The organism is Burkholderia sp. WSM2230 (assembly GCF_000472445.1).
In the GTDB taxonomy this organism is placed as follows: Bacteria; Pseudomonadota; Gammaproteobacteria; order Burkholderiales; family Burkholderiaceae; genus Paraburkholderia.
Map to the genome: position 1 here is coordinate 499026 of NZ_AXAJ01000002.1, position 19851 is coordinate 518876.

At 61.8% G+C, this 19851-nt stretch carries 19 protein-coding genes and 1 pseudogene; 13 read left to right on the forward strand and 7 right to left on the reverse strand.

The genetic code is table 11. The annotated features are described in order from the left end of the window. Window positions 1-6 precede the first annotated feature (6 nt). The 11 genes from A3AC_RS0107745 to A3AC_RS0107795 all read left to right on the forward strand — a co-directional run bounded on the left by A3AC_RS0107745 (window position 7) and on the right by A3AC_RS0107795 (window position 9841). Window positions 7-246 (forward strand): hypothetical protein, encoded by a 240-nt coding sequence (locus tag A3AC_RS0107745; protein WP_025598196.1) that lies wholly within the window; start codon window positions 7-9, stop codon window positions 244-246. Then, window positions 243-1658 carry an AMP-binding protein gene (locus tag A3AC_RS0107750; RefSeq protein ID WP_025598197.1) on the forward strand — a complete coding sequence of 472 codons (1416 nt, stop codon included), beginning with the start codon at window positions 243-245 and terminating at the stop codon, window positions 1656-1658. The genes A3AC_RS0107745 and A3AC_RS0107750 overlap by 4 nt, the downstream gene beginning before the upstream one ends. After that, a complete protein-coding gene (locus A3AC_RS29105; RefSeq protein WP_035474907.1) occupies window positions 1637-2719 on the forward strand; it encodes a LuxE/PaaK family acyltransferase in 1083 nt (360 codons plus the stop codon). Before A3AC_RS0107750 ends, A3AC_RS29105 begins: the two co-directional genes overlap by 22 nt. Further along, window positions 2700-3917 (forward strand): acyl-CoA reductase, encoded by a 1218-nt coding sequence (locus A3AC_RS0107760; protein WP_025598198.1) that lies wholly within the window; start codon window positions 2700-2702, stop codon window positions 3915-3917. The genes A3AC_RS29105 and A3AC_RS0107760 overlap by 20 nt, the downstream gene beginning before the upstream one ends. Further along, window positions 3914-4414 carry a beta-hydroxyacyl-ACP dehydratase gene (locus tag A3AC_RS0107765; RefSeq protein WP_232231912.1) on the forward strand — a complete coding sequence of 167 codons (501 nt, stop codon included), beginning with the start codon at window positions 3914-3916 and terminating at the stop codon, window positions 4412-4414. The genes A3AC_RS0107760 and A3AC_RS0107765 overlap by 4 nt, the downstream gene beginning before the upstream one ends. After that, window positions 4411-6015, forward strand: coding sequence for a GMC family oxidoreductase (locus tag A3AC_RS0107770; RefSeq protein WP_025598200.1), 1605 nt, complete (start codon window positions 4411-4413; stop codon window positions 6013-6015). The genes A3AC_RS0107765 and A3AC_RS0107770 overlap by 4 nt, the downstream gene beginning before the upstream one ends. Before the next feature lie 2 nt (window positions 6016-6017). Next, window positions 6018-6434 carry a hypothetical protein gene (locus tag A3AC_RS0107775; RefSeq protein WP_025598201.1) on the forward strand — a complete coding sequence of 139 codons (417 nt, stop codon included), beginning with the start codon at window positions 6018-6020 and terminating at the stop codon, window positions 6432-6434. A gap of 17 nt (window positions 6435-6451) precedes the next feature. Beyond that, on the forward strand, window positions 6452-7195 hold the full coding sequence (locus tag A3AC_RS0107780) for an SDR family NAD(P)-dependent oxidoreductase (protein WP_025598202.1): 744 nt from the start codon (window positions 6452-6454) through the stop codon (window positions 7193-7195). 17 nt (window positions 7196-7212) lie between these two features. Beyond that, window positions 7213-8034 carry a transketolase gene (locus tag A3AC_RS0107785; protein WP_025598203.1) on the forward strand — a complete coding sequence of 274 codons (822 nt, stop codon included), beginning with the start codon at window positions 7213-7215 and terminating at the stop codon, window positions 8032-8034. Between the two features lie 17 nt (window positions 8035-8051). Next, complete coding sequence (locus tag A3AC_RS0107790) at window positions 8052-9032, forward strand: transketolase family protein (RefSeq protein WP_025598204.1); 981 nt, start codon at window positions 8052-8054, stop codon at window positions 9030-9032. Window positions 9033-9112: 80 nt separating this feature from the next. Further along, window positions 9113-9841, forward strand: coding sequence for an acetyltransferase (locus tag A3AC_RS0107795; protein ID WP_025598205.1), 729 nt, complete (start codon window positions 9113-9115; stop codon window positions 9839-9841). A 118-nt stretch (window positions 9842-9959) separates the two neighbouring features. Here A3AC_RS0107795 and A3AC_RS0107800 read toward each other — a convergent pair whose 3' ends face one another. The 5 genes from A3AC_RS0107800 to A3AC_RS0107820 form a co-directional block, all read right to left on the reverse strand. After that, on the reverse strand, window positions 9960-11105 hold the full coding sequence (locus A3AC_RS0107800; RefSeq protein ID WP_025598206.1) for a DegT/DnrJ/EryC1/StrS family aminotransferase: 1146 nt from the start codon (window positions 11103-11105) through the stop codon (window positions 9960-9962). Between the two features lie 45 nt (window positions 11106-11150). Then, complete coding sequence (locus A3AC_RS0107805) at window positions 11151-13619, reverse strand: O-linked N-acetylglucosamine transferase family protein (protein WP_025598207.1); 2469 nt, start codon at window positions 13617-13619, stop codon at window positions 11151-11153. A 226-nt stretch (window positions 13620-13845) separates the two neighbouring features. Further along, window positions 13846-14145, reverse strand: a complete 300-nt coding sequence (gene fliT, locus A3AC_RS0107810; protein WP_025598208.1) for a flagellar protein FliT — start codon at window positions 14143-14145, stop codon at window positions 13846-13848. Window positions 14146-14163: 18 nt separating this feature from the next. Then, window positions 14164-15690, reverse strand: coding sequence for a flagellar filament capping protein FliD (gene fliD, locus A3AC_RS0107815; protein WP_025598209.1), 1527 nt, complete (start codon window positions 15688-15690; stop codon window positions 14164-14166). A 137-nt stretch (window positions 15691-15827) separates the two neighbouring features. Then, a complete protein-coding gene (locus tag A3AC_RS0107820; protein WP_025598210.1) occupies window positions 15828-17000 on the reverse strand; it encodes a flagellin in 1173 nt (390 codons plus the stop codon). Between the two features lie 315 nt (window positions 17001-17315). On the opposite strand from A3AC_RS0107820, the pseudogene A3AC_RS30940 reads away from it, so the two are divergent. Both A3AC_RS30940 and rpsU read left to right on the forward strand, forming a co-directional pair. Next, a pseudogene (locus A3AC_RS30940) lies at window positions 17316-17505 on the forward strand (aldo/keto reductase); the annotation flags it as partial. 455 nt (window positions 17506-17960) lie between these two features. Then, on the forward strand, window positions 17961-18173 hold the full coding sequence (gene rpsU / locus A3AC_RS0107830; RefSeq protein ID WP_006050883.1) for a 30S ribosomal protein S21: 213 nt from the start codon (window positions 17961-17963) through the stop codon (window positions 18171-18173). 124 nt (window positions 18174-18297) lie between these two features. Here rpsU and A3AC_RS0107835 read toward each other — a convergent pair whose 3' ends face one another. Further along, window positions 18298-18723: a hypothetical protein gene (locus A3AC_RS0107835; RefSeq protein WP_025598212.1), complete on the reverse strand. Its 426-nt coding sequence runs from the start codon at window positions 18721-18723 to the stop codon at window positions 18298-18300. Between the two features lie 404 nt (window positions 18724-19127). Continuing rightward, on the reverse strand, window positions 19128-19760 hold the full coding sequence (locus A3AC_RS0107840; RefSeq protein WP_051361600.1) for a DNA-3-methyladenine glycosylase I: 633 nt from the start codon (window positions 19758-19760) through the stop codon (window positions 19128-19130). Between the last annotated feature and the right edge of the window lie 91 nt (window positions 19761-19851).

Consider the following 19851-nt stretch of genomic DNA (forward strand, 5'->3'; position numbering starts at 1 on the left):
TAATAAATGACGAACAGAGATAAATACGATCAGGTGTTCATGGATTGCTTCGCCGTTCCGCGCGACTCGCTCAACGAAGCGTTCGTGTATCAGTGCGTGCCGGCGTGGGACTCGGTCGGCCATATGGGCATGATCGCGGCGCTCGAGGACACCTTCGGCATCATGATGGAGACGGACGACATCATCGAGTTCGGCTCGTACACCATCGGCGTGGACAAACTGAAAAAGTACGGCGTAGAGCTATGAAATCCGGGTTCGTTAGCCGGCAACATCCTGAACGTGCAGCGCTCATCACGGAGAGCGGCGTCACGCTCACGTATGCCGAACTGCATCAGGCCGTTGACCGGCTGGCGGCCGTGTTGCCTGAACGGCAACTGCTTTTTATCGTCGGCGGGAACGATCTGCCGACAGTACTGTGCTATCTCGCGTCGCTCGCACGAGGCACGGTGCCTCTGCTGCTCAGCAACGGGCTCGATCAGACGCAACTGAATCGCCTGATCGGCACTTACCATCCGGCGTACGTCTTCGCTGCAACCGGCGGCGAACAAGCGCACGCGCACGGCACGCTGGTCCACGAAGAAGGCGCCTACGGTTTGTATCGCCGGGCCGAGGCGCCGCGCGTCGAGCTTCACCCCGACCTCGCGTTGCTGATGACCACCTCGGGCTCGACCGGCTCGCCCAAGCTCGTCCGGCTGAGTGCGGCGAATCTGCGCGCGAATGCGGCGTCGATTGTCGAGTATCTCGGCATCACCAAAGACGAGCGCGCGATCACGTCGTTGCCGTTCAACTACTCTTACGGTCTCTCGGTCATCAACAGCCATCTGCTCGCGGGCGCGTCGCTTGTCGTGTCGGACCGCTCGCTGATGGACGCCGCGTTCTGGCGGCAACTCAACGAGCATCAGGCGACGAGCTTTGCGGGCGTGCCGTACAGCTACGACATTCTGCTCAAGCTGCGCCTTGCGCGAATCAACATGCCGTCGGTGCGCACCCTCACGCAGGCGGGCGGCCGCATGGACCCCGCGAAGCTGCGCCAGGTCGGCGAAATCTGCCGCGAAAAAGGCATTCGTTTCTTTTCGATGTACGGTCAAACGGAAGCGACCGCGCGCATCGCCTATCTGAGCCCGGAAGAAATCGGGCAAAAGGCGGGCAGCATCGGACGCGCGATTCCAGGCGGGCGCCTGTGGCTGGAGAGTGACGACGGCCGCACGATCACCGAGCCAGGCGAAGTGGGCGAACTCGTCTACGCAGGCGGCAATGTGTCGATGGGCTACGCGCAACAGGCGGCCGATCTCGCGTTGGGCGATCTGAACGGCGGCACGCTGCGCACGGGCGATCTGGCGCGCGTGGACGAAGACGGTTGCTTCTTTATCGAAGGACGCCGTCATCGTTTCCTGAAGATACTCGGCCTGCGCATCTCGCTCGACGCGGTCGAGCAGGTCGCCGCGGACAAGGGCTTTTCATGTGCCGCCAAGGGCACCGACGAACAACTGGTCATTCATGTGGTGGACAGCCCTGAGCTCGTCGCCGACGACTTCAGGAGCGCCATGGCGAAGTCGCTTGGCCTGCATCCGTCTGTCGTCGCCGTCAGCCGCTTGCCGGAATTGCCGCGCCTACCCACAGGAAAGGTGGACTATCAATGTCTGACCCAATTGTCCTGAGCGACGTGCCGCAATGGCCGGTGTTCGCGCTCGCGAAGGCGGACAAGGAGCCAGCGCTGCTCGACGAACTGCAGCGCCTCACGCACCTTCATTACGACGGCTGCCCGCAATATCGCGCTATCGTCGACAAGCTCGGCGCACACCGTGAAGCCGCGACGCTCGCCGACCTGCCATTTCTGCCGGTGCGGCTCTTCAAGCACGAGCAGTTGCTGAGCGTGCCGAAAAGCGAAGTGGTGAAGACGATGACCTCGTCGGGCACGAGCGGCCAGAGCGTTTCGCAGATCTTTCTCGACAAACAGACCGCGGCGCTTCAGGTGAAAGTGCTGTCGCGCATCGTCGGCGATTTCATTGGGCCGAAGCGTTTGCCGATGCTCGTGATCGACTGCCGCGCGACGGTGGCCGATCGCTATCGTTTTTCCGCACGAACGGCGGGCATTCTCGGCTTTTCGATCTTCGGGCGCGATGTCGAATATGCGTTGAACGACGACATGTCGCTCAATCTCGAAGCCACGCGGCGCTTTCTCGACAAGCATCGCGACCAGCCGGTGCTGCTGTTCGGCTTTACCTTCATCGTGTGGCAGCACCTCGTTCAGGCGCTCGAAGCCAGCGGCGAAACCTTGCCGCTGGAACGCGGCATTCTGATTCATGGCGGCGGCTGGAAGCAGCTTCAGTCGCAAGCGGTGAGCGCAGATGAATTCAAGCGCCGCTTGCGCAACGTCGCGGGCGTTGGCCGCGTGCACAACTACTACGGCATGGTCGAGCAGACCGGTTCCATTTTCGTCGAATGCGAGCACGGTCACCTGCATGCGTCGTCGTGGTCGGAGGTGATCGTTCGCGATCCGCTCGACTTCAGCGCGCTGCCGCCGGGAAAGCCAGGGCTCATCCAGTTGCTGTCGGTGATACCGCACAGCTACCCGGGACATTCGCTGCTGAGCGAGGATCAAGGCGAGATTGTCGGCGTCGACGATTGCGCATGCGGCCGCCGCGGCACCTATTTCAAGGTGCATGGCCGGATTCAGAACGCCGAGACGAGAGGTTGCAGTGATACGTATTCCCGCTGACATCCAGGGCAAGACCGAGATTCTTGCTGGCCGTCGGGACGGCGTGTCGAACGCGCCCGCACCGGTGTTCGACGCCGCGCGCGTGGAGTTTCTCGCGGACCTCTCGCGCGCGTTGCTCGCTCGCGCTGAAACGCGCTCGCTGCCCGACGTGGTCAGCTTTGCTTACTGGTGCCGGCGGGCGAATCTCACTCAGTTGGCCGCGAAGTTCAACGCTCGCGGTGAAGTTCGCATGGGACTTGGCCTCTCGTTTCATGTTTGCCCCTCGAATGTGCCGGTCAACTTCGCGTTCTCGCTCGCGTTCGGGCTGCTATCGGGCAATACGTGCGTGTTGCGTTTGCCGTCTCGCGCGTCGGCCGCGGCCACGGTTCTTGTCGAAGCGATTGCCGAACTGATGAACGACGAGCGTCATGCTGCACTGGCCGATTGCATTCTGCTCACCCGCTTCGAGCGCGACGACGTGCTCAACCGCTTCTGGCTCTCCGTCGCTGATGCGCGGCTCGTGTGGGGCGGCGATAAAACTGTCGAGCACATGCGCGCGTTGCCGAACCGGCCGCGCTCGCGCGAAGTCGCGTTTTCCGACCGCTATTCGCTCTGCGTGATGGAACCGCAAGCGATCCTTTCGCTCGACGACGAAGCTTTGCGCGCGCTCTGCCATCAACTGTTCAACGACCTGTATCTGATGGATCAGGCCGCGTGCTCTTCGCCGCAACTGGTCGCATGGGTCGGCGCGCAAGAGGTCGTTGAGGCCGCGAAAGAGCGCCTGTGGCCCGCGTTCGTCAAGCACGTGGCACAGCGCTACACGCCGGAGCCGGTGAACGTGATGGACAAGTACGTGCAGGCCTGCCGCCATGCATTTGATAACGACCAGGTCGTTGCTGTCCGTCAGCATGCCAACCTGCTGTATCGCGTCGAGTTGTCCGCGCTCGCGGCGGACCAGGACGAATGCCGCGGCTACTTTGGCACGATCCACGAGGTCGCGCTCGCGTCGCTCGATGAACTCGCGCCTATCGTCAACGAGCGCTATCAGACGCTTACCTACTTCGGCGTCGACAAAACGCAGTTGCGGGATTTCGTCGTGTCGCGGCGGCTGCGCGGCATCGACCGCGTGGTGCCGATAGGGCGCGCGCTGGATATGAATATCGTATGGGATGGCTACGACGTCGTCGCGACTCTCTCGCGTATCGTGGACATTCAATGACGCATCGGACACCTGAGGAACAGATGGACAAGTTCAGTCTCAATTGCATCGAGCTGCAGGACTATCAGCCGAATCGCTATCCCTTCCTGATGATCGACCATGTCGACGAAGTGATGCCCGGCAAGTACGCGCGCGGCTACAAAAACCTCACCATGAACGAATGGTACTTTCCGGTTCATTTCCCGGGCGGCCATAACATGCCGGGCGCGCTGCAACTCGAAGCGCTCGCGCAAATGCTCACCGTGGCGATCACCACGCTGCCTGGTCTGAAGGGCAAGGTGACGCACGCGTTGCAGCATACGGTGCGCTATCGCAAGGAAGTCTTGCCCGGCAAGAAGTTCGAGATCGACACTGAGGTGCTGTCGTGGAATCGCGGCATCTGCAAGGGACGCGGCGTGGCAAAGGTCGACGGTGAGATTGCGTGCGAAGCGGACATGCTGATCACGATTCCGGAAATCCTCGAGCAGTATCTGCCGAAGAAGAAGTCGCCGGTATGAAAGAAGTGGCGGACATTGTGATCGTCGGCTCGGGAGCGAGCGGCGCAGCCGCGGCCTGGAGTCTGAGCCGCGATCGCTCGTTGCGCATTGTGTGTCTCGAGCAGGGCTCGGTCACCCAACCGTCCGAATACCCGTCGGCGTCCGTCGACTGGGAATTGAGCCGCTCGGGCGCGTATAGCTCGAACCCGTCCGTGCGCCGCAACGCCGCCGATTATCCGATCGACGATTCCGCGTCGCCCATTTCCATCGCCAACTTCAATGGCTTTGGCGGCAGCACCATTCTGTATTCGGCGCACTTCCCGCGCTTTCATCCGTCGGATTTTCGTACCCGTTCGCTCGACGGTGTCGGCGACGACTGGCCGCTCAGCTATGAAGAACTCAAGCCGTTCTTCACTGAAAACGAACGGATGATGGGTGTGGCCGGACTCGTCGGTGACCCAGCAAATCCGGACTATGAGTCGTTGCTGCCGCCCGTTCCGCTCGGTCCGATGGGACGAACCATGGCCGGCGCGTTCAACGAACTCGGCTGGCACTGGTGGCCGTCGTATAGCGCGATCAACACGCACCGGCATGGCAATCGCGGCGCGTGCGTCAATCTCGGTCCGTGCAATACCGGCTGCACGCAAGGCGCAAAGGCTAGCGTGGACGTCACGTACTGGCCGGTTGCGCGCCAGCAAGGTGTCGAGGTGAGGACGCAATGCCGCGTGCGCGAGATCACGCTCGATGCGCGCGGCAACGCAGACGGCGTGCTTTACATGGATGCGCAGGGCGCCGAGCATCGGCTGGATGCGCGCGTGGTGGTGGTCGCGTGCAGCGGTGTCGGCACGCCGCGGCTCTTGCTCAACTCCAGGTCGAGCGCGTTTCCCGATGGACTGCTCAACGATAACGGCCTGGTCGGCCGCAATCTGATGCTGCATCCGCTTGCTTATACGGAAGCGGTGTTCGACCACGACGTGCAATCGAGCATCGGCCCGCATGGCTGCTGCATTCTCAGCCAGCAGTTCTACGAGACCGCGGCGGAACGCGGCTTTGTGCGCGGCTACACGATGCAGGTGTTGCGCGGCGCACCGCCCGTTGAAACCGCGGTGTCGGGTTACTTCATGCGTCACGTGCCGCTCGGCGCGGAGCATCATGCGAAATTCAGCCGGCTCTTCAATCGCACCGCGGGCATCGCGGTAATCACCGAAGATCTGCCCGAGCCGGAGAATCGCGTTGAACTGGATATGGAACATTGCGATTCGAGCGGCATGCCCGGCGTGAAGGTGTTTTACAGGCTCGGCGACAACACGAGCCGCATGCTCAAGCACGGCATTGAAATGAGCAAGCAGGTTTTCGCCGCTGCGGGCGCGAAGGTGACGGCTTCATTTGCGCCAGTGAAGCACACCGGCTGGCATCTGATGGGCACCGCGCGCATGGGCGAGAACGCCGCCACTTCCGTCGTGAACAAATACGGCCAGGCGCACGCGGTGAAGAACCTGTTCGTTGTGGACAGCAGCATCTTCGTGACGGCTGGCGCGGTCAATCCGGTCGCGACGGCTCAGGCTTTGACGCTGATGGCTTGCGATCATCTGCAACGCAACCTCAATACACTGGTGGCATGAGCATGATCGAACTCGTTCTCGACACCATGCTTCCAGGCGACGCCGCACTCGGCATGCCGTCTGCTTCCACGCTGGATTTCGAGGGATATCAGCTGCGTCATCGCGTGACGGACCAAGTGGATGCTTTTCTGAGCATGCTTGCGAACGTCGCGCATGAAAAGTTCGGTCAGCCGTTCGACAAGCTCGATGCAAACCAGCGGCTCGCCGCGATCAACGCTTGCAAGCTCGTCGACGTGCGTCTTTTCTCGGCTTTCGTCACTCACGCGATGCGCGCCTATTACACCGAGCGCCGCGTCTTGAACCAGTTGTCCGCGGGCGCGGTGCCGCCGTTTCCCGAAGGCAACCAGATTCCCGCCGACGACTGGAGCATTCTCGAGCCCGTCTATCTACGCGGCCAAATCTGGCGCGATACCGAATGAACAGGCAGGAATTTTCGATGTTGCTAAAAGACAAGCTCGCGGTCATTACCGGCGCCAATCGGGGCATCGGTCGCGCGATTACCGAAACCTTCGCGGCCCACGGCGCGAGCGTGATCGCCTGCATGCGCGAGGTGAACGACGAGAAACAACAATGGCTCACGTCGCTCGCTGAGCAGCATGGCGTGACAGCGCACGCAGTGAGCCTCGATCTCGCCGACGAGGCCTCGGTGAAAGCCGCGATCCGCCAGATCGCGAGCCTCGCGCCACGCATCGACGTGTTGGTGAACAACGCCGGCGTGGCGAGCGGCGCGATCTTCCAGATGACGTCGATGACGGAATTGCGCCGGCTCTTCGAAATCAATTTCTTCAGCCAGATTCTGCTCACGCAGGGACTGGCACGCGCGATGGTTCGCCACAAGGCCGGTTCGATTATCAATATCGCGTCTACCGCTGCGATGGTCGCCGATCCGGGCACGCTCGCCTATGGCTCAAGCAAGGCCGCATTCGCGCGCGCGACAGAGAGCATGGCGACCGAACTCGGCGCCTCGGGCATTCGCGTGAACGCGATTGCACCGGGCGTGACGCGCACCGACATGTACGATCAGATGACCGAAGCGGCACGTGACAAGCTGATTGCTTCGTCGGCGATGAAACGCGCGGTCGAACCCCAGGACGTTGCCAACATGGCGCTTTTCCTCGCCTCCGATCTGTCCACGGTCGTGACCGGACAGATCATGCGCGTGGACGGCGGCATGGTTTGAATTCAGGACCCGAAACGATGAACTATTCCGACATCGAGCGCATGGCTCTGCTGATGCGCCAGAAAATTCTCGAGGTGAGCCACCACTGCAATCTGAGCGCGCATCTCGGCGGCGGGTTGTCGATGGTGGAAATCATGGCCACGCTGTATGCGCGGCAGTTGCGCTATGAGCGCGGCAATCCGCGCTGGCCCGATCGCGACCGTTTCATTCTGAGCAAGGGCCACGGCGTGCTCGGCTATTTCTCGGCGCTGCGCGCAGCCGGAATCATCGACGACGAAGTCTTCAACACGTTTCAGACCAACGACAGTCACCTGATTGCTCATCCGGTGATGAACATGGACCTCGGCATCGAGTCGTCGAACGGCAGCCTCGGGCAGGGTCTTTCGATGGCGATCGGCATCGCGCTCGCAGCCAGGAAGAAGCAGAAGGCGTTCAATACCTATGTGCTGCTCGGCGACGGCGAATGCAACGAAGGCTCGGTGTGGGAAGCGATCATGTCCGCCGCGCAATTGCGCCTCGACAACCTCGTCGCGATGATCGACTACAACAAGCTGCAAAGCGACGGCGAAGCGAATCAGATTGTCGACCTCGGCGACCTTGCGGAGAAGTTTCGCAGTTTCCGCTGGGACGTTCACGAAGTGGACGGCCACGACATCGCGCAACTCGTCGCCGCATTCGAGGCGCCCAGGGTTGCCGGCCGGCCGCGTGTGCTGGTCGCGCACACGGTGAAGGGCAAGGGCATCTCCTTCATGGAGAACAACAACGAATGGCACCATAACCGGCTGACCAAGACGAACTACGATCTCGCGCTCGCCGAGTTGAGCGTCATGGCGGACTGAACGGAGACGCGATCAAAATGCTGGAAATCAATGCAAGCAATGCACGTCAGTGGTCGCGACTTGGCTCGCGCGGCGTGTTCGGTCTCGCGGCTTTGTCGATTGGCGAGACCCATGACGATCTGATGCTGATGTCCGCTGACCTCGGCAACTCATCCGGTCTGGACCGCTTCAAGAAGGCTTATCCGGACAAGTTCCTGAACATCGGCATTGCCGAGCAGAACCTGGTGGGCGTCGCGGCGGGCCTCGCGAAGGAAGGCTACAACGTGTTCGCCACGTCGTTCGCGCCGTTCATTTCGATGCGCGCGGCCGAGCAGATCCGCATGAACCTCGGCTACATGGAGATGAACGTGAAGGCCGTGGCGATCGGCAGCGGCGTGTCGATGGCGTTTCTCGGCAACTCGCACTACGGCATTGAAGACGCCGCCGTAATGCGCTCGATTCCGAACATGACCGTGGTGTGTCCCGCCGATTGCGCGGAGATCGTTAAGACGGTGCAAGCGGCCGCGGATTTCAAAGGGCCCATGTACATCCGCCTGACGGGTGCGGTGAATAATCCGCCCGTCTATACCGAAGACTACGACTTCCGCATTGGCCGCGCGATCACGCTGCGCGAGGGTTCGGACGTGACGATCATCGCGAACGGCACGATGGTGTATGAATCGCTCGAAGCGGCGAAGCTTCTCGAAGCGCAAGGCATGTCGGTCGGCGTGATCAACATGCATACGTTGAAGCCGCTCGATACCGATGCTATCGACGCGGCCATGGCGACATCGAAAGTGCTGGTCACCGTAGAGGAGCATTCGGTGATCGGCGGCCTCGGCAGCGCGGTTGCGGAGTACAAGGCAGCGAAGCGATCGGCGCCGCCGCAACTGATTCTCGGCTTGCCGGACCGCTTCGAAAAGGCCGGCGAGTATCGCCACATGCTGGAGAAAACCGGACTTGTCGGCGCGAAGATCGCGGAGCGCATCGTGGAGTTTGCGGCGGCGAGCGACGCTTGAGTAATACCCAACCCGGCTCGTGCCGGGTTTTTTACGCCCCTCTCATTGGTAGTTCAACCAGACAAAAGCATTAGAACGATATGAACGTTGTGACCTCGGACGACAGCATTGGCATTGTGCCCAATCACCCTCTCTCGAAGCATTTCGTCGTAATCGGCTATCGGGACGGCGCTTTCTCGACGATTCCACGCAACTGCTTTCGCAACTGGCTCGATGAGGAAGCGACGGTGGGCTCATTCCATATCGGCCGATGCTCAGGACTCGGCGTCGGCTCGATCGTCAAATACGACGGCGACGCGCAGAAGCTCGTGATCGGCAAGAACGTCGCCGGCGGACTGCGGCTCAAGTTTCTGCTGAACGGTCAGCACGAAATCAGGAGCATTGCGATGACCATGTTCTCGCTTTATGGCAGCGGCCTCGACAACTGCGTGATGCCGCAATACGGCGACACCGTGATTCACAACGACGTGTGGATCGGCGACGAGGCGATGTTTCTCGGAGGCAGCGTAATCGAAAGCGGGTGTGTGATCGGCGCGCGCACGGTGGTGCCGCCGAACTTCCGCAGCGAGCCGTATGGTATTTATGTTGGATCGCCGGCGCGGCTCGTGCGCTTCCGCTTTGCGGAGAAGGTGCGCGAACGTCTGCTGGAACTCGCGTGGTGGGACATGCCGCTCGACTGGATCAAGGCGAACAACGGCGCATTCCTCGCGGATCTCACGAAAGACGAAGGCCTCGCACTTGAGATGCTCGCAGAGCTTCAGCTCGCGAAGAACAACGCGCTGGAGAAAACGCGCGCGGCCGCTGTGTAAAACCGGCGGCCGTTTCAGGTTGATCGAAATTGTAGCGAGGCGCGCGCGCCGGCGCGCGCCGTAATCGCGCTTCTTCAGCGCTCGCTCGCTCGTACCGCCGTGCGCGCGCCTGGCACCATCAGCACGACGTGATGATGTCGATGATCCGATCCATCTGCGCGTCCGGGAGATTCGGGAAGATCGGCAGGCACAGCACGCGCTGCGCGGCGTCGGAGGCAATCGGCAGATTCGCGCGATGTGCGGTCGGCAGGCCACGGTACATCGGGAAGTCGGAAATCAGCGGATAGAAGTAGCGCCGCACAATCACGTTGTGTTCGCGGAACCGCTCGTACAGCGCATCACGGCTGAGCGGATACTCGTCGCCGACCAGAACCGGAAAGTACGCGTGATTCGAGACGTTGTCCTCGCACGCGGGCAGGCAGTGAATGCCCTTCACGTCGGCCAGCAACTGGCAGTAGCGCGCGGAAATCTCGCGGCGGCGCGCAAGCGCTTCGTCGATATGTTCAAGTTGCAGCAGACCGAACGCCGCGTTGATCTCGCTCATCTTGCCGTTGATGCCTGGCGCTACCACCGTGGTTTCGTCCACGATGCCGAAATTCTTCAGGTGATCTACACGTTGCTTGGTTTTCGCGTCCGGACAGATGATTGCGCCGCCTTCAAACGTGTTGAACACCTTTGTTGCATGAAAGCTCAGCACCGAGAGGTCGCCGTGGCGCAGCACGCTCTTGCCGCCGGTCTTCACGGCGAATGCATGAGCGGCGTCGTAGATCACCTTCAGGTTGTAGTTGTCCGCAATCTTCTGGATCGCGTCGATGTCGCACGGATAGCCGTAGCAATGCACCGGCAGGATCGCGGTGGTTTGCGGCGTAATGGCGGCTTCGATTTTCGCAGGGTCCATGTTGAGCGTCACCGGATCGACGTCGACGAACACCGGCTTGATGCCGTTCCACAGCAGCGAGTGTCCGGTCGCGACAAACGAATACGGCGTCGTGATCACTTCGCCGGTAATGCGCAAAGCCTGCAACGCGGTGACGAGCGCGAGCGTGCCGTTGGACAGCAGCGCGAGATGATCGACGCCGAGGTATTCTTCGAGCGCCTTCTCGAGACGCTGGTGGAACGGCCCGCCGTTGGTCAGGATCTTACGGTCCCAGATCTCCCGCAGATACGGGATGAAGTCGTCGAGCGGCGGCAAGTGCGGCTGCGTGACATAGATCGTTTCCTGGGTCAGCGCCGAGAGCGCTTGCGCCGGTAGGCTCGCATTCATAATCGTGTCTTCACTTTATTGAGGACAAATGCCCGCACGAATCGGTCAGGCCGCTGTTTTTACTTCGGCCCCGGCGCCAGCTTCGGCTTCGGCCTTTGCTGCGGGCTTTGCCTCAGGCGCGGGCGGCGGGCACCAGTCTGCGGGCAAGGTCGCCTCGAATGGAGTCGGCGTTTCGTCGGCGCACCATCGCTGCCACATCGTGCGCAGCGCGATCGACAGACCGCCGGCCACTTTTTCCGGGTGGAACGGCACGGAGCCCAGGCACCGCTCGCGCATGCCGATGCGAAGCGCGCTGAGCGCGTCGAGATCGCGCGTCAGCTCGATGCTCTTCTTCACGAACTCGTCCTTGTCGCGCGCGACGAACTCATGCAGGCCGACCTGTTCGAGCCAGCCGGCGCCGCAGCGGCTCGGCATTGAAATGCCGGGCATTGTCACCGTCGGCACGCCCATCCACAGCGCGTTGAGGGTCGTCGTCGAACCGACGTACGGGAACGTGTCGAGGCAGAGGTCCACGTGGTGATGCTGTTGCATGTAAACCGGCAACGTCGTGCGAGGGCAGAACGTGAGCCGCGACGTGTCGATGCCTTCGTTTCTGAACCACTCCAGATAGGTCTCTTCGTCGAGCTTGCTGCCGATCGCGCCGATCACCATGCGCGAAGTCGGCTGCGCACGCAGAATCGTGCTCCACAGCGCGATCACTTCAGGGCTCAGCTTGTTCAACCGGTTGAAGCTGCCATACGTGATGTAGCCCTTGTGCAAGGCGGGCAGACCGTTGACCGGCGGGCAATTCGGCGGCGGCATATAGGCGGTCGACGAAGGCAGCAGCGCGAGCTTTTCGGTGAACTGCTCGGTGAACTCTTCGATAGGCGCGACGAAACGGTCCGCGATGTAGTAGTCGAAGGCGGCCATGCCGGTGGTGCCCGGATAACCGATCCACGATGCCTGCACCGGCGCAGGTTTCTGCGCGAGCGCGACGATTCGCGTATGCGCGGTGTGTCCGGACAAGTCGACCACGATGTCGATGTTGTCGTCGCGGATCTTCTTCACGAGCGCGGCGTCGCTCATGTCGGCGACCGCGTTCCACACGTGCGCACACTCGCGCAATTGCGCGGTCATGTGATCCTGCAGGCCGAACGTGTAATAGAAATGCAGCGACAGATTCGGATCGCGGTACAGGTGCTGCACGATCGGCAGGAAGTAATACGCGACCGCGTGATTGCAGAAGTCGCCGGAAACAAAGCCGATGCGCAGCTTGCGCTCCGGATTGCGCTTGTTCGGATAACGGCGGTTGCTGGCCCCGGGCACGTCGTGAATCTCGCCGAACACGCAGTGCTCCTTGTAGAGCGCCGCTTTGTCGATCGTGCTGTTGTGCGTCAGGCAGAACAGCAGGTTGCTGCGCGCGTTGCTGTTGGTCGGTTCGAGTTCCAGCGAAAGACGCAACGCTTTTTCCGCGAGATCCATTGCGCCGATGCCAAGATACAACGTGCCGAGCGAGCTATGCACGGCAGCCGAGCGCGGCGCGAGGTCGGCGGCGCGCTGGCACGATGCGATGGCCTCCGCGCGCTTGCCGAGCGCGATAAGCGTGACGCCGAGAATGCGGTGCGCCTCCGCGTGATCGGGAACGATGGCGAGCAGCTCGCGCGCCTGGACCTCGGCTTCGGCCAATGCGCCGGTGTGGCGCAGTGTGTCGGAGAGCAGCAGGCGGCAGATCACGTCGTTCGGATCGAGTTCGATCGCCTTGCGTGCAGCCGGAATCACCTCGCGGAACTGGCTGTTCTTGTGCAGCGAAATTGACAGCGCGCGCCAGCATTCGCTGTCCTTCGGATAGCGGGCAACCAGCTTGCGCGCCACCGCGACCGACTCCGCGATCTGGCCTTTGTGTACCAGCATGTTGTGCTTGTGCAGCTCGCCCTTGTCGGCCTGGCGGTGCTTGGTCGTCTTCAGCGGTACGGGCGCCGCTTGCTGCGGCTGCTGCTGTTGCGCCTCCGTCGGCTGTGCTGCGGGCTCCTGTTGCGACGCGTCGTCCGCCGTCTCGTTGACGATCAGTTTGATGTTGTTCGGCGTCGTGGGGCTTGCGTTTGGCGTGGTCTCGAGCTTGCGGTCCGGATAGGCGAGCTGCGTAATCAGGCCGTTGAGCGCGGGTCCGTTGACGCCCTGTTGCTGCGCCATTTCGACAGCCAGCCAGCCGGCTGCCACCTGATCGCTCTGGAACAGCGCGTTGATATACGCGACCCAGTATTGACCGTTCTGCGGCCGGATGCCCAGCGCGACCTCGAAGTGCGGCACGGCTTCGGCTGGGAGGTCCGTCTGGACCTTGATCACGCCGAGGTTGTAGTTCGCATCCGGATGCTGCGGCACCGCCTCGATGATGGCTTCGAAAAGCGCCCGCGCGTCGTCGATCTCACCCTTGTGATATTGCTCGATGGCGCTCTGCATGACGAGAGCGATGTCCTGAGCGCGCTGCTGTTCAGGGGAAAGAGGCTGGGAAGCCGGGAAGTCGAATTGGATGGACATGATGCTCGCACGAGGAAGCTGTACGTTGGATTATCAAGTCGGAATTCGCGGCCTGAAGGGTGGAAGTGACGGCAAAATGGCCACCAATTCACCTGATTACGCAGACTGCCGGGAGCGCAAAAAGAAGCGCCCGCACAAGGCGGGCGAGAGTGAAACGAGCGCACCATCATTCGAGTGCGCGGTTGTTGTTAGTTAGCCTGGGAGGGCGTGCGCCCTGCTCATCTGCTCACAGTTGCGCGGCCTTCTGATACTGGTTTGCAGCGCTCACGCGGCGCATCGCAGCGGTGTACTCGGCCTCCAGTTCGATCTGGGTGGTTTGCGCGTCGGCGAAGATGGCGGCATTGCGCGCGATGATCGAGCGGATCGCGTCGGCCGACGCCTGCACGTCCTGAGCGCTGAGCGACATGATGAGCGGCGAACGGATCTCGGCAAGCCGCGCGGCTTCGGGCCAGTCGGCCAGCGCGGCCGCGTGCTCGATTTCGTCGGTCAGCGACAGCACTTTCCCGATCAGGGCAGATTGATCCATGTGCGATTCTCCGTGCTCTTACTTGTTGGTCGCGAGCGCGCCGGCGCTGTTCGTGCCGCCGAAGAGCTGCGTCAGGTACTGCGAGTTGTTCGTCGTCGTCGCCATCAACGTGTTGAGCGCCGTGAACTGCGCGGAGTACTGGCTCGTCAACTGCGCAATGTAATCGTTCAGGCTCGTCTGCTGCGTCGTGATGCTCGTCAGGTCGGCGTTCAGCGCGCTGGTTCGCGCGTCGATCATGCCGCCCGTCTGCGTGAAGTTGGTGATGCTGGCGCTGAGCTTGGCGCCTATGCCGTCCGTGGAATTGAACAACGAGGCGACGGTTGCCGAGTTGGTCGTCAGTGCATTGTTGAGCGCCGTGCTGTCCACCTGCAGCGTGCCGTCGGCCTGCAGCGAGATGCCGATCGAGCCGAGGCTGGTGGTCGTGCTGCCGCTCTTCACGCCGCCGGCGATGATCGACGCGAGCGAGTTCTTGATCGTGTTGAGCGTGGAATCGCCAAGCAGCGGCCCTTGCGTCGTCGCACCCGAGGTGTACTGGGCGAGCGTGCCCATCGTGGTCACCACAGTGTTGTACAGCGAAACGAAGTTGTTGATCGTGCTTGCCTGGGTCGTCGTGTCCGCTGCGACGGTCAGCGTTTGCGTGGTCGCCGGAGTCGTCACCGCAGCCGATGTCAGGTTCAATGTGACGCCCGCGATCGCGCTGGTGACGGCATTGGTCGAGCTGGTCGCCGCTATACCATTGACCGTGAATGCCGCGTCCTGCGCCACCGCGCTTTGCGTCCATGCGTTGCTGCTGTTTGCCGACGCAATCGTCGACTGGCCGCCTGTAGTGCTCGCCGTGGACGTCACGCCGAGGCTCGACAGACCATTGTCGCCGCTGAGATTACTGACTGCGACGCTGATGGTGCTGGCCGCGCCCGTCGAGGAAGAGGCGAGCACGAGGTGCGCGCCGTCGGTGCCGTTCACGACCGTTGCGGTAACGCCCGGATTGCCGGTCGCGCCGTTGATCGCGGCGGCGATGCCGGCCAGCGTGTTGTTGCTGCTGTCGATCGATACGTTGAACGACTTGCTGCCGAGCGAAACAGCCAAAGTCCCCGAGCCGAGCGCCTGGCTGGCGGTGAAGCTTGAAGACGTAAGCGCCTGCGCCGTGGCGACCTGCGAGACGGCGACGCTATAGCTGCCCGCGACGGCGCCTGTGCCGGCCGACGCGGTAATGCCGGTGCCGCCAGTCACGGTGGCCGTGAACGTGGACTGCAGTCCGCCGTTCGACAGTGAGGTAAGGCCCGTCTCCAGCGCGCCGAGCGCGGCCGAGAGGGTGCCGAATGCTGAAATCTGGGTGTTGTCGCCGCTTTGCTTGGCTGCCAGTGCGGCAACCTGACCAGCGGTTTTCGAATTCACGAGCGCCGTGACGAGCGAGTTGACATCGAGCGAAGTGTTGCCGGTCGCGCCGCTGATGACCGATTGCATGGCCTGCTGCAGTGCTGCGTTGTCGGCTGCAATCGTTGCCGATGCTGCGCTCGCCGCCGATGAACTCGTGATCGTTGACATGGAAATGCTCCGTGCGTCCGTTTTGATGCGTGATTGGCGTGACAGAAATGCAGGATGGAAGGCGAACCTTCCATCGAAAGACTAAAAACCGGACAACGCGCGGTGACGCGCGAGGTCCGGTCAAACTTCAGAAGCTATTACTGGAGCAGCTTCAGAACTTGCTGCGGCTGCGAGTTGGCTTGCGCCAGAACCGAGATACCAGCTTGTTGCAGCACTTGAGCCTTCGAGAGGTTAGCAGTTTCCTGCGCGAAGTTCGCGTCGGTGATCTGCGATTGTGCCGACGACAGGTCGGTTGCTTCAGCTTGCTGCGACGTTGCGATCGCGCTGAAACGGTTCTGTGCTGCACCGAGGCTTGCCTGCAGGTTGCTCACTGCGGTCAGTGCGTTGTCGATTGCGACCATCGCCACGTTCGCGCCGCTGACCGTGCTGATGTCGAGGCTTGCAACGGTGGTGTTGGACGCGTTGACCGCACCGATCTGTGCCGTTGCGTTGGTGATCGACGTCGTCAGTGCTGCGTTCGTCGTGTCGTATGCGCCCGTCGACATCGTCAGCGTGGTGATCGGCGAAGTCGTCGTTGCGCCCGTCGACGTACCCGTCGAGAAGATCGAGCCAGCAACCGTTGCGTTGATTGCCGAACCGTTCTGGTCGGTGAACGTGAAGCCGCCGTGGCCGTCGGACAGAACGTTGATCGAGGTGATCGTTGCGCCCGTTGCGCCGGCCGTTGCTGCTGCACCGGTCGATGCGTCGATGTCGAGGCCGCTGATCGTGCCAGCCAGTTGGCCGGTTGCCAGCGAACCGCTGCCGAGGCTAGCTGCGGACATGCTCTTCGACAGGTCGAGGTTGATCGTCTGACCGACGTTCGCGCCAACCTGGAAGCCGACGATACCTGCGGAGCCGTCCAGAATGTTCGTGCCGTTGTACGTCGTTTGCGACGCGATACGGTTCACTTCCTGGATTTGCTGCGCAACTTCTTTTTGCAGCGCTGCCTGGTCCGACGACGACATCGTGCCGGTCGAAGCCTGCACAGCCAGCGTACGGATACGTTGCAGGCTGGACGTCAGCGAGGACAGCGCGCTCGACGCCGTCTGGATCAGCGACACGCCGTCGTTCGCGTTCGACACGCCTTGGCCCAGACCGTTGATCTGGGTTTGCATACGGGTCGAGATTGCGAGACCTGCTGCATCGTCAGCCGCGCTGTTGATGCGCTTGCCCGACGACAGACGGGTGATAGCTTGCGACAGGGCGCTTTGCGAGCCGTTGAGGTTCTGCTGTGCAACCAGCGAGTTGATATTGCTATTGATTCCGAGCATGGAAAATCTCCTAAATAAGCCTGAGCCCAATACGCCACATTGGCATCGGCGGAAGCTTCGTTCATTGCTGGCCGCCTCAGTGAAGGTTGACGGCGGCCCTAAAAAAAACTTGAGGGACTTTCTGTCGCCGTGACCTGAGCGGCTCGCCTGATACCGCCCGCGACCTGCGCCGCACAAGGGTTTGCGGCCGGCAGGCAAGGGCGCTGCGAGATATGAAAAGGCGGTGTATTCTCTTTTTCTCTTGAGATAATGCGGGGGAGAAATTATGCAAAAGCGCCGCATTGGACATTCCGCATTGCAAGTCGCCCCGCTAATGACATCCACTTTTCCCACGACGACGACACCGCGACGCCGCCTGCCGGGACGCTCGGCGCCTACCAGGGGCTGATCGAGGCGGGCAAGGTGCGGGTGATCGGCGCGTCGAACAACAGCGGCGCGCGCGGAGGAGGCGCTGGAAGTGTCTCGCCGGCACGGGCTGCCCGCGTACCCGTTATTGCAGCCGGAGTCGCGTCGCTGCAACAGCTGGAGGTCGTCGTGGCCGCCGTTCATCTGACGCTGAGGGGCGCGGACTTCCGCGAACTGGACGCCGCGAGCGCCCGAATTGCCGAGGACGGCCTGGCGCAAACCCTAAACCCCTGGTAGGATGGAGAGTTTCCTGATATCATCGGGAGTGAATTGAGATCTTTGCCTGTTTCGTCATCGGTTTTTCGTTGGTGAAAGGTTGGCGAAACGGCAGCAGGCGCGGCTTTGCAATACGTCTGTCCGCGTTCCGCGGTGAGCTCCACACCTCTCTTTTCCGGCCTCCGTGGCCGCTTTGCCTCTCGTTTCATTCGTGGTTTGGCCGGGTTCTTCCCGCGTTTGCCTGTTACTGGCCATGAATCGAAACGACCGGAGGGCCGGCGCGTGAGCGGTCTCCCGCCACGCAATTAACCCGTATCAAGTGATTGAGTTAGGAATTACATGACGACGATTCTTCTGAAGGAAAACGAGCCGTTCGAAGTGGCGATTCGCCGCTTTCGTCGCGCAATCGAAAAGAACGGCCTGATCGCAGAACTGCGTGAGCGCCAATCGTACGAAAAGCCGACCACGGCACGTAAGCGCAAGAAGGCTGCTGCTGTGAAGCGCCTGCACAAGCGCCTGCGCAGCCAGATGCTGCCGAAGAAGCTGCACTAAGCACGCTTTTTCAGCACCAACAGAACGGCGGTGTGAGCTTCGAAAGAAGCCACATCGCCGTTTTGCTTTATAGGCGGGAATCTCCCGCTGGGTTTGCGCGGACGGTGCCGCGCCGCGGGTATCGTTAAGCCGCGCTTTTCAACAGATCCGCCGACAGACCGAACTGGCGCGCAATCGAGTTCAGGCGCTCGTTCCATTCCCAAGTGCCGAATACGTCGTGCACGTTTTGCAGGCAGCTGAGCAGATCGACGGTGGCCTGGTCGTACACATTGATGCGCGAACGCAGCAGCGCCTTGCGCAGTGCGGCGATGCCGGCGTCCATGTAAGCCGGCGCCGCGACGGGCGTCTTGCCGACATAGCGCACCGGCACGCCTTCCATGGCCGTCATGTAGTCGCGCAGCTTGATGAAATTGCCGACCGGACAGCCGCCGCAGTAGCCGCGGTAAGCGCCGCCTCCGCGCGGCAGAAGAGCGGCGCGCTTCTGGCCGAAAAGATGGCTGACGGCCTGGTCGAAAATGGCCTGATGGGTGAGGAAGGTGAGAGTTTTCATGATGGTCTCGCTATGCCACGCGGTCGTTACTCGTTGTTGAGCGCCTGATCCCAGTATCGCGCTTGCGTTCGCTGGCGAAATCCCGACTAGCATGGCGAAATGCCCTTAATTCCGGGATTTGTCCGCGAGCTTGCGGCGCGTCTTGCGCAGGCTGGCGGCAGGGAACGCATGGCGCTCGCATTGGCCGCACCCCGCAACTGCTGATCGGCGCTCCTGATCTGTATAACGGCCAGCAAGCGCGGTAAGCGCAGCAGGGCTTTACCGGATAGCCGTTCTGGACTGCCGCGCCAGGATCCGGCGAACAAGCGGGGGCTCGAAGCCGACGCAAACCGTATCAGCCGCCCGTCTGACAACCGCGCTCATCCGGCTGACCCAGCTGACCCAGCTGACCCGGCTCAACCGGCTCAACCCCCTTTGCGTGTGCGCGTCTTCTTGCCGAGTGCCGCACAGCGTGCCCGGCACATGCAGGTCGTCTCGTGGTCGTTGACCATGCCGACCGCCTGCATGAACGCATAGCAGATGGTCGAGCCCACGAACTTGCAGCCGTAGCGCTTCAGCGCTTTGCTGAGCGCATCCGACACTTCCGTCGCGGCGGGGGCTTCCTTGTACGACGCCCATTCGTTCTGGATCGGCGTGTTGTCGACGAACGACCATATGAAGTTGGCGAACGACCCGTGTTCCGCCTGAATCTGCTGCACGGCGCGCGCATTGGTGATGGCGGCTTCAATCTTGCCGCGATGGCGCACGATGCTTTCGTCCGCGACGAGGGTTTCGACTTGCCTCGGCGTGAAGCGCGCGACCTTATCGATATCGAAATCGGCAAATGCGCGCCGGTAGCCGGCTCGCTTGTTCAGAATGGTCGACCATGACAGCCCGGCTTGCGCGCCTTCAAGCACTAGCATTTCGAAGAGATGCTGGTCGTCGCGGGACGGTACGCCCCATTCGGTGTCGTGATAATGTGCGAGCGCTTCGCTCGATACCCAGTTGCATCGCTGTGTCACTTCAGCGCTCCCCGTTGTGATGTCGCTCGCCAGCATAGCGGAACGCGCGCGGCCCGCAAGCTGGCCATTCGGCCAATTGCGCGACCGGAAAGGACCTGCCACGCTGTGCACATTTCCCAGGAAACGC

What these genes read in the sequence shown, in the direction of transcription:
- A3AC_RS0107765 (WP_232231912.1), top strand. Translation starts at nt 3,914, where the DNA reads ATGACGCATCGGACACCTGAGGAACAGATGGACAAGTTCAGTCTCAAT.
- A3AC_RS0107785 (WP_025598203.1), top strand. Translation starts at nt 7,213, where the DNA reads ATGAACTATTCCGACATCGAGCGCATGGCTCTGCTGATGCGCCAGAAA.
- A3AC_RS0107805 (WP_025598207.1), bottom strand. Translation starts at nt 13,619, where the DNA reads ATGTCCATCCAATTCGACTTCCCGGCTTCCCAGCCTCTTTCCCCTGAA.
- A3AC_RS0107800 (WP_025598206.1), bottom strand. Translation starts at nt 11,105, where the DNA reads ATGAATGCGAGCCTACCGGCGCAAGCGCTCTCGGCGCTGACCCAGGAA.
- A3AC_RS0107750 (WP_025598197.1), top strand. Translation starts at nt 243, where the DNA reads ATGAAATCCGGGTTCGTTAGCCGGCAACATCCTGAACGTGCAGCGCTC.
- fliT (WP_025598208.1), bottom strand. Translation starts at nt 14,145, where the DNA reads ATGGATCAATCTGCCCTGATCGGGAAAGTGCTGTCGCTGACCGACGAA.
- rpsU (WP_006050883.1), top strand. Translation starts at nt 17,961, where the DNA reads ATGACGACGATTCTTCTGAAGGAAAACGAGCCGTTCGAAGTGGCGATT.
- A3AC_RS0107795 (WP_025598205.1), top strand. Translation starts at nt 9,113, where the DNA reads ATGAACGTTGTGACCTCGGACGACAGCATTGGCATTGTGCCCAATCAC.
- A3AC_RS0107745 (WP_025598196.1), top strand. Translation starts at nt 7, where the DNA reads ATGACGAACAGAGATAAATACGATCAGGTGTTCATGGATTGCTTCGCC.
- A3AC_RS0107840 (WP_051361600.1), bottom strand. Translation starts at nt 19,760, where the DNA reads ATGCTGGCGAGCGACATCACAACGGGGAGCGCTGAAGTGACACAGCGA.
- A3AC_RS0107780 (WP_025598202.1), top strand. Translation starts at nt 6,452, where the DNA reads ATGTTGCTAAAAGACAAGCTCGCGGTCATTACCGGCGCCAATCGGGGC.
- fliD (WP_025598209.1), bottom strand. Translation starts at nt 15,690, where the DNA reads ATGTCAACGATCACGAGTTCATCGGCGGCGAGCGCAGCATCGGCAACG.
- A3AC_RS0107775 (WP_025598201.1), top strand. Translation starts at nt 6,018, where the DNA reads ATGATCGAACTCGTTCTCGACACCATGCTTCCAGGCGACGCCGCACTC.
- A3AC_RS0107835 (WP_025598212.1), bottom strand. Translation starts at nt 18,723, where the DNA reads ATGAAAACTCTCACCTTCCTCACCCATCAGGCCATTTTCGACCAGGCC.
- A3AC_RS0107820 (WP_025598210.1), bottom strand. Translation starts at nt 17,000, where the DNA reads ATGCTCGGAATCAATAGCAATATCAACTCGCTGGTTGCACAGCAGAAC.
- A3AC_RS29105 (WP_035474907.1), top strand. Translation starts at nt 1,637, where the DNA reads ATGTCTGACCCAATTGTCCTGAGCGACGTGCCGCAATGGCCGGTGTTC.
- A3AC_RS0107770 (WP_025598200.1), top strand. Translation starts at nt 4,411, where the DNA reads ATGAAAGAAGTGGCGGACATTGTGATCGTCGGCTCGGGAGCGAGCGGC.
- A3AC_RS0107790 (WP_025598204.1), top strand. Translation starts at nt 8,052, where the DNA reads ATGCTGGAAATCAATGCAAGCAATGCACGTCAGTGGTCGCGACTTGGC.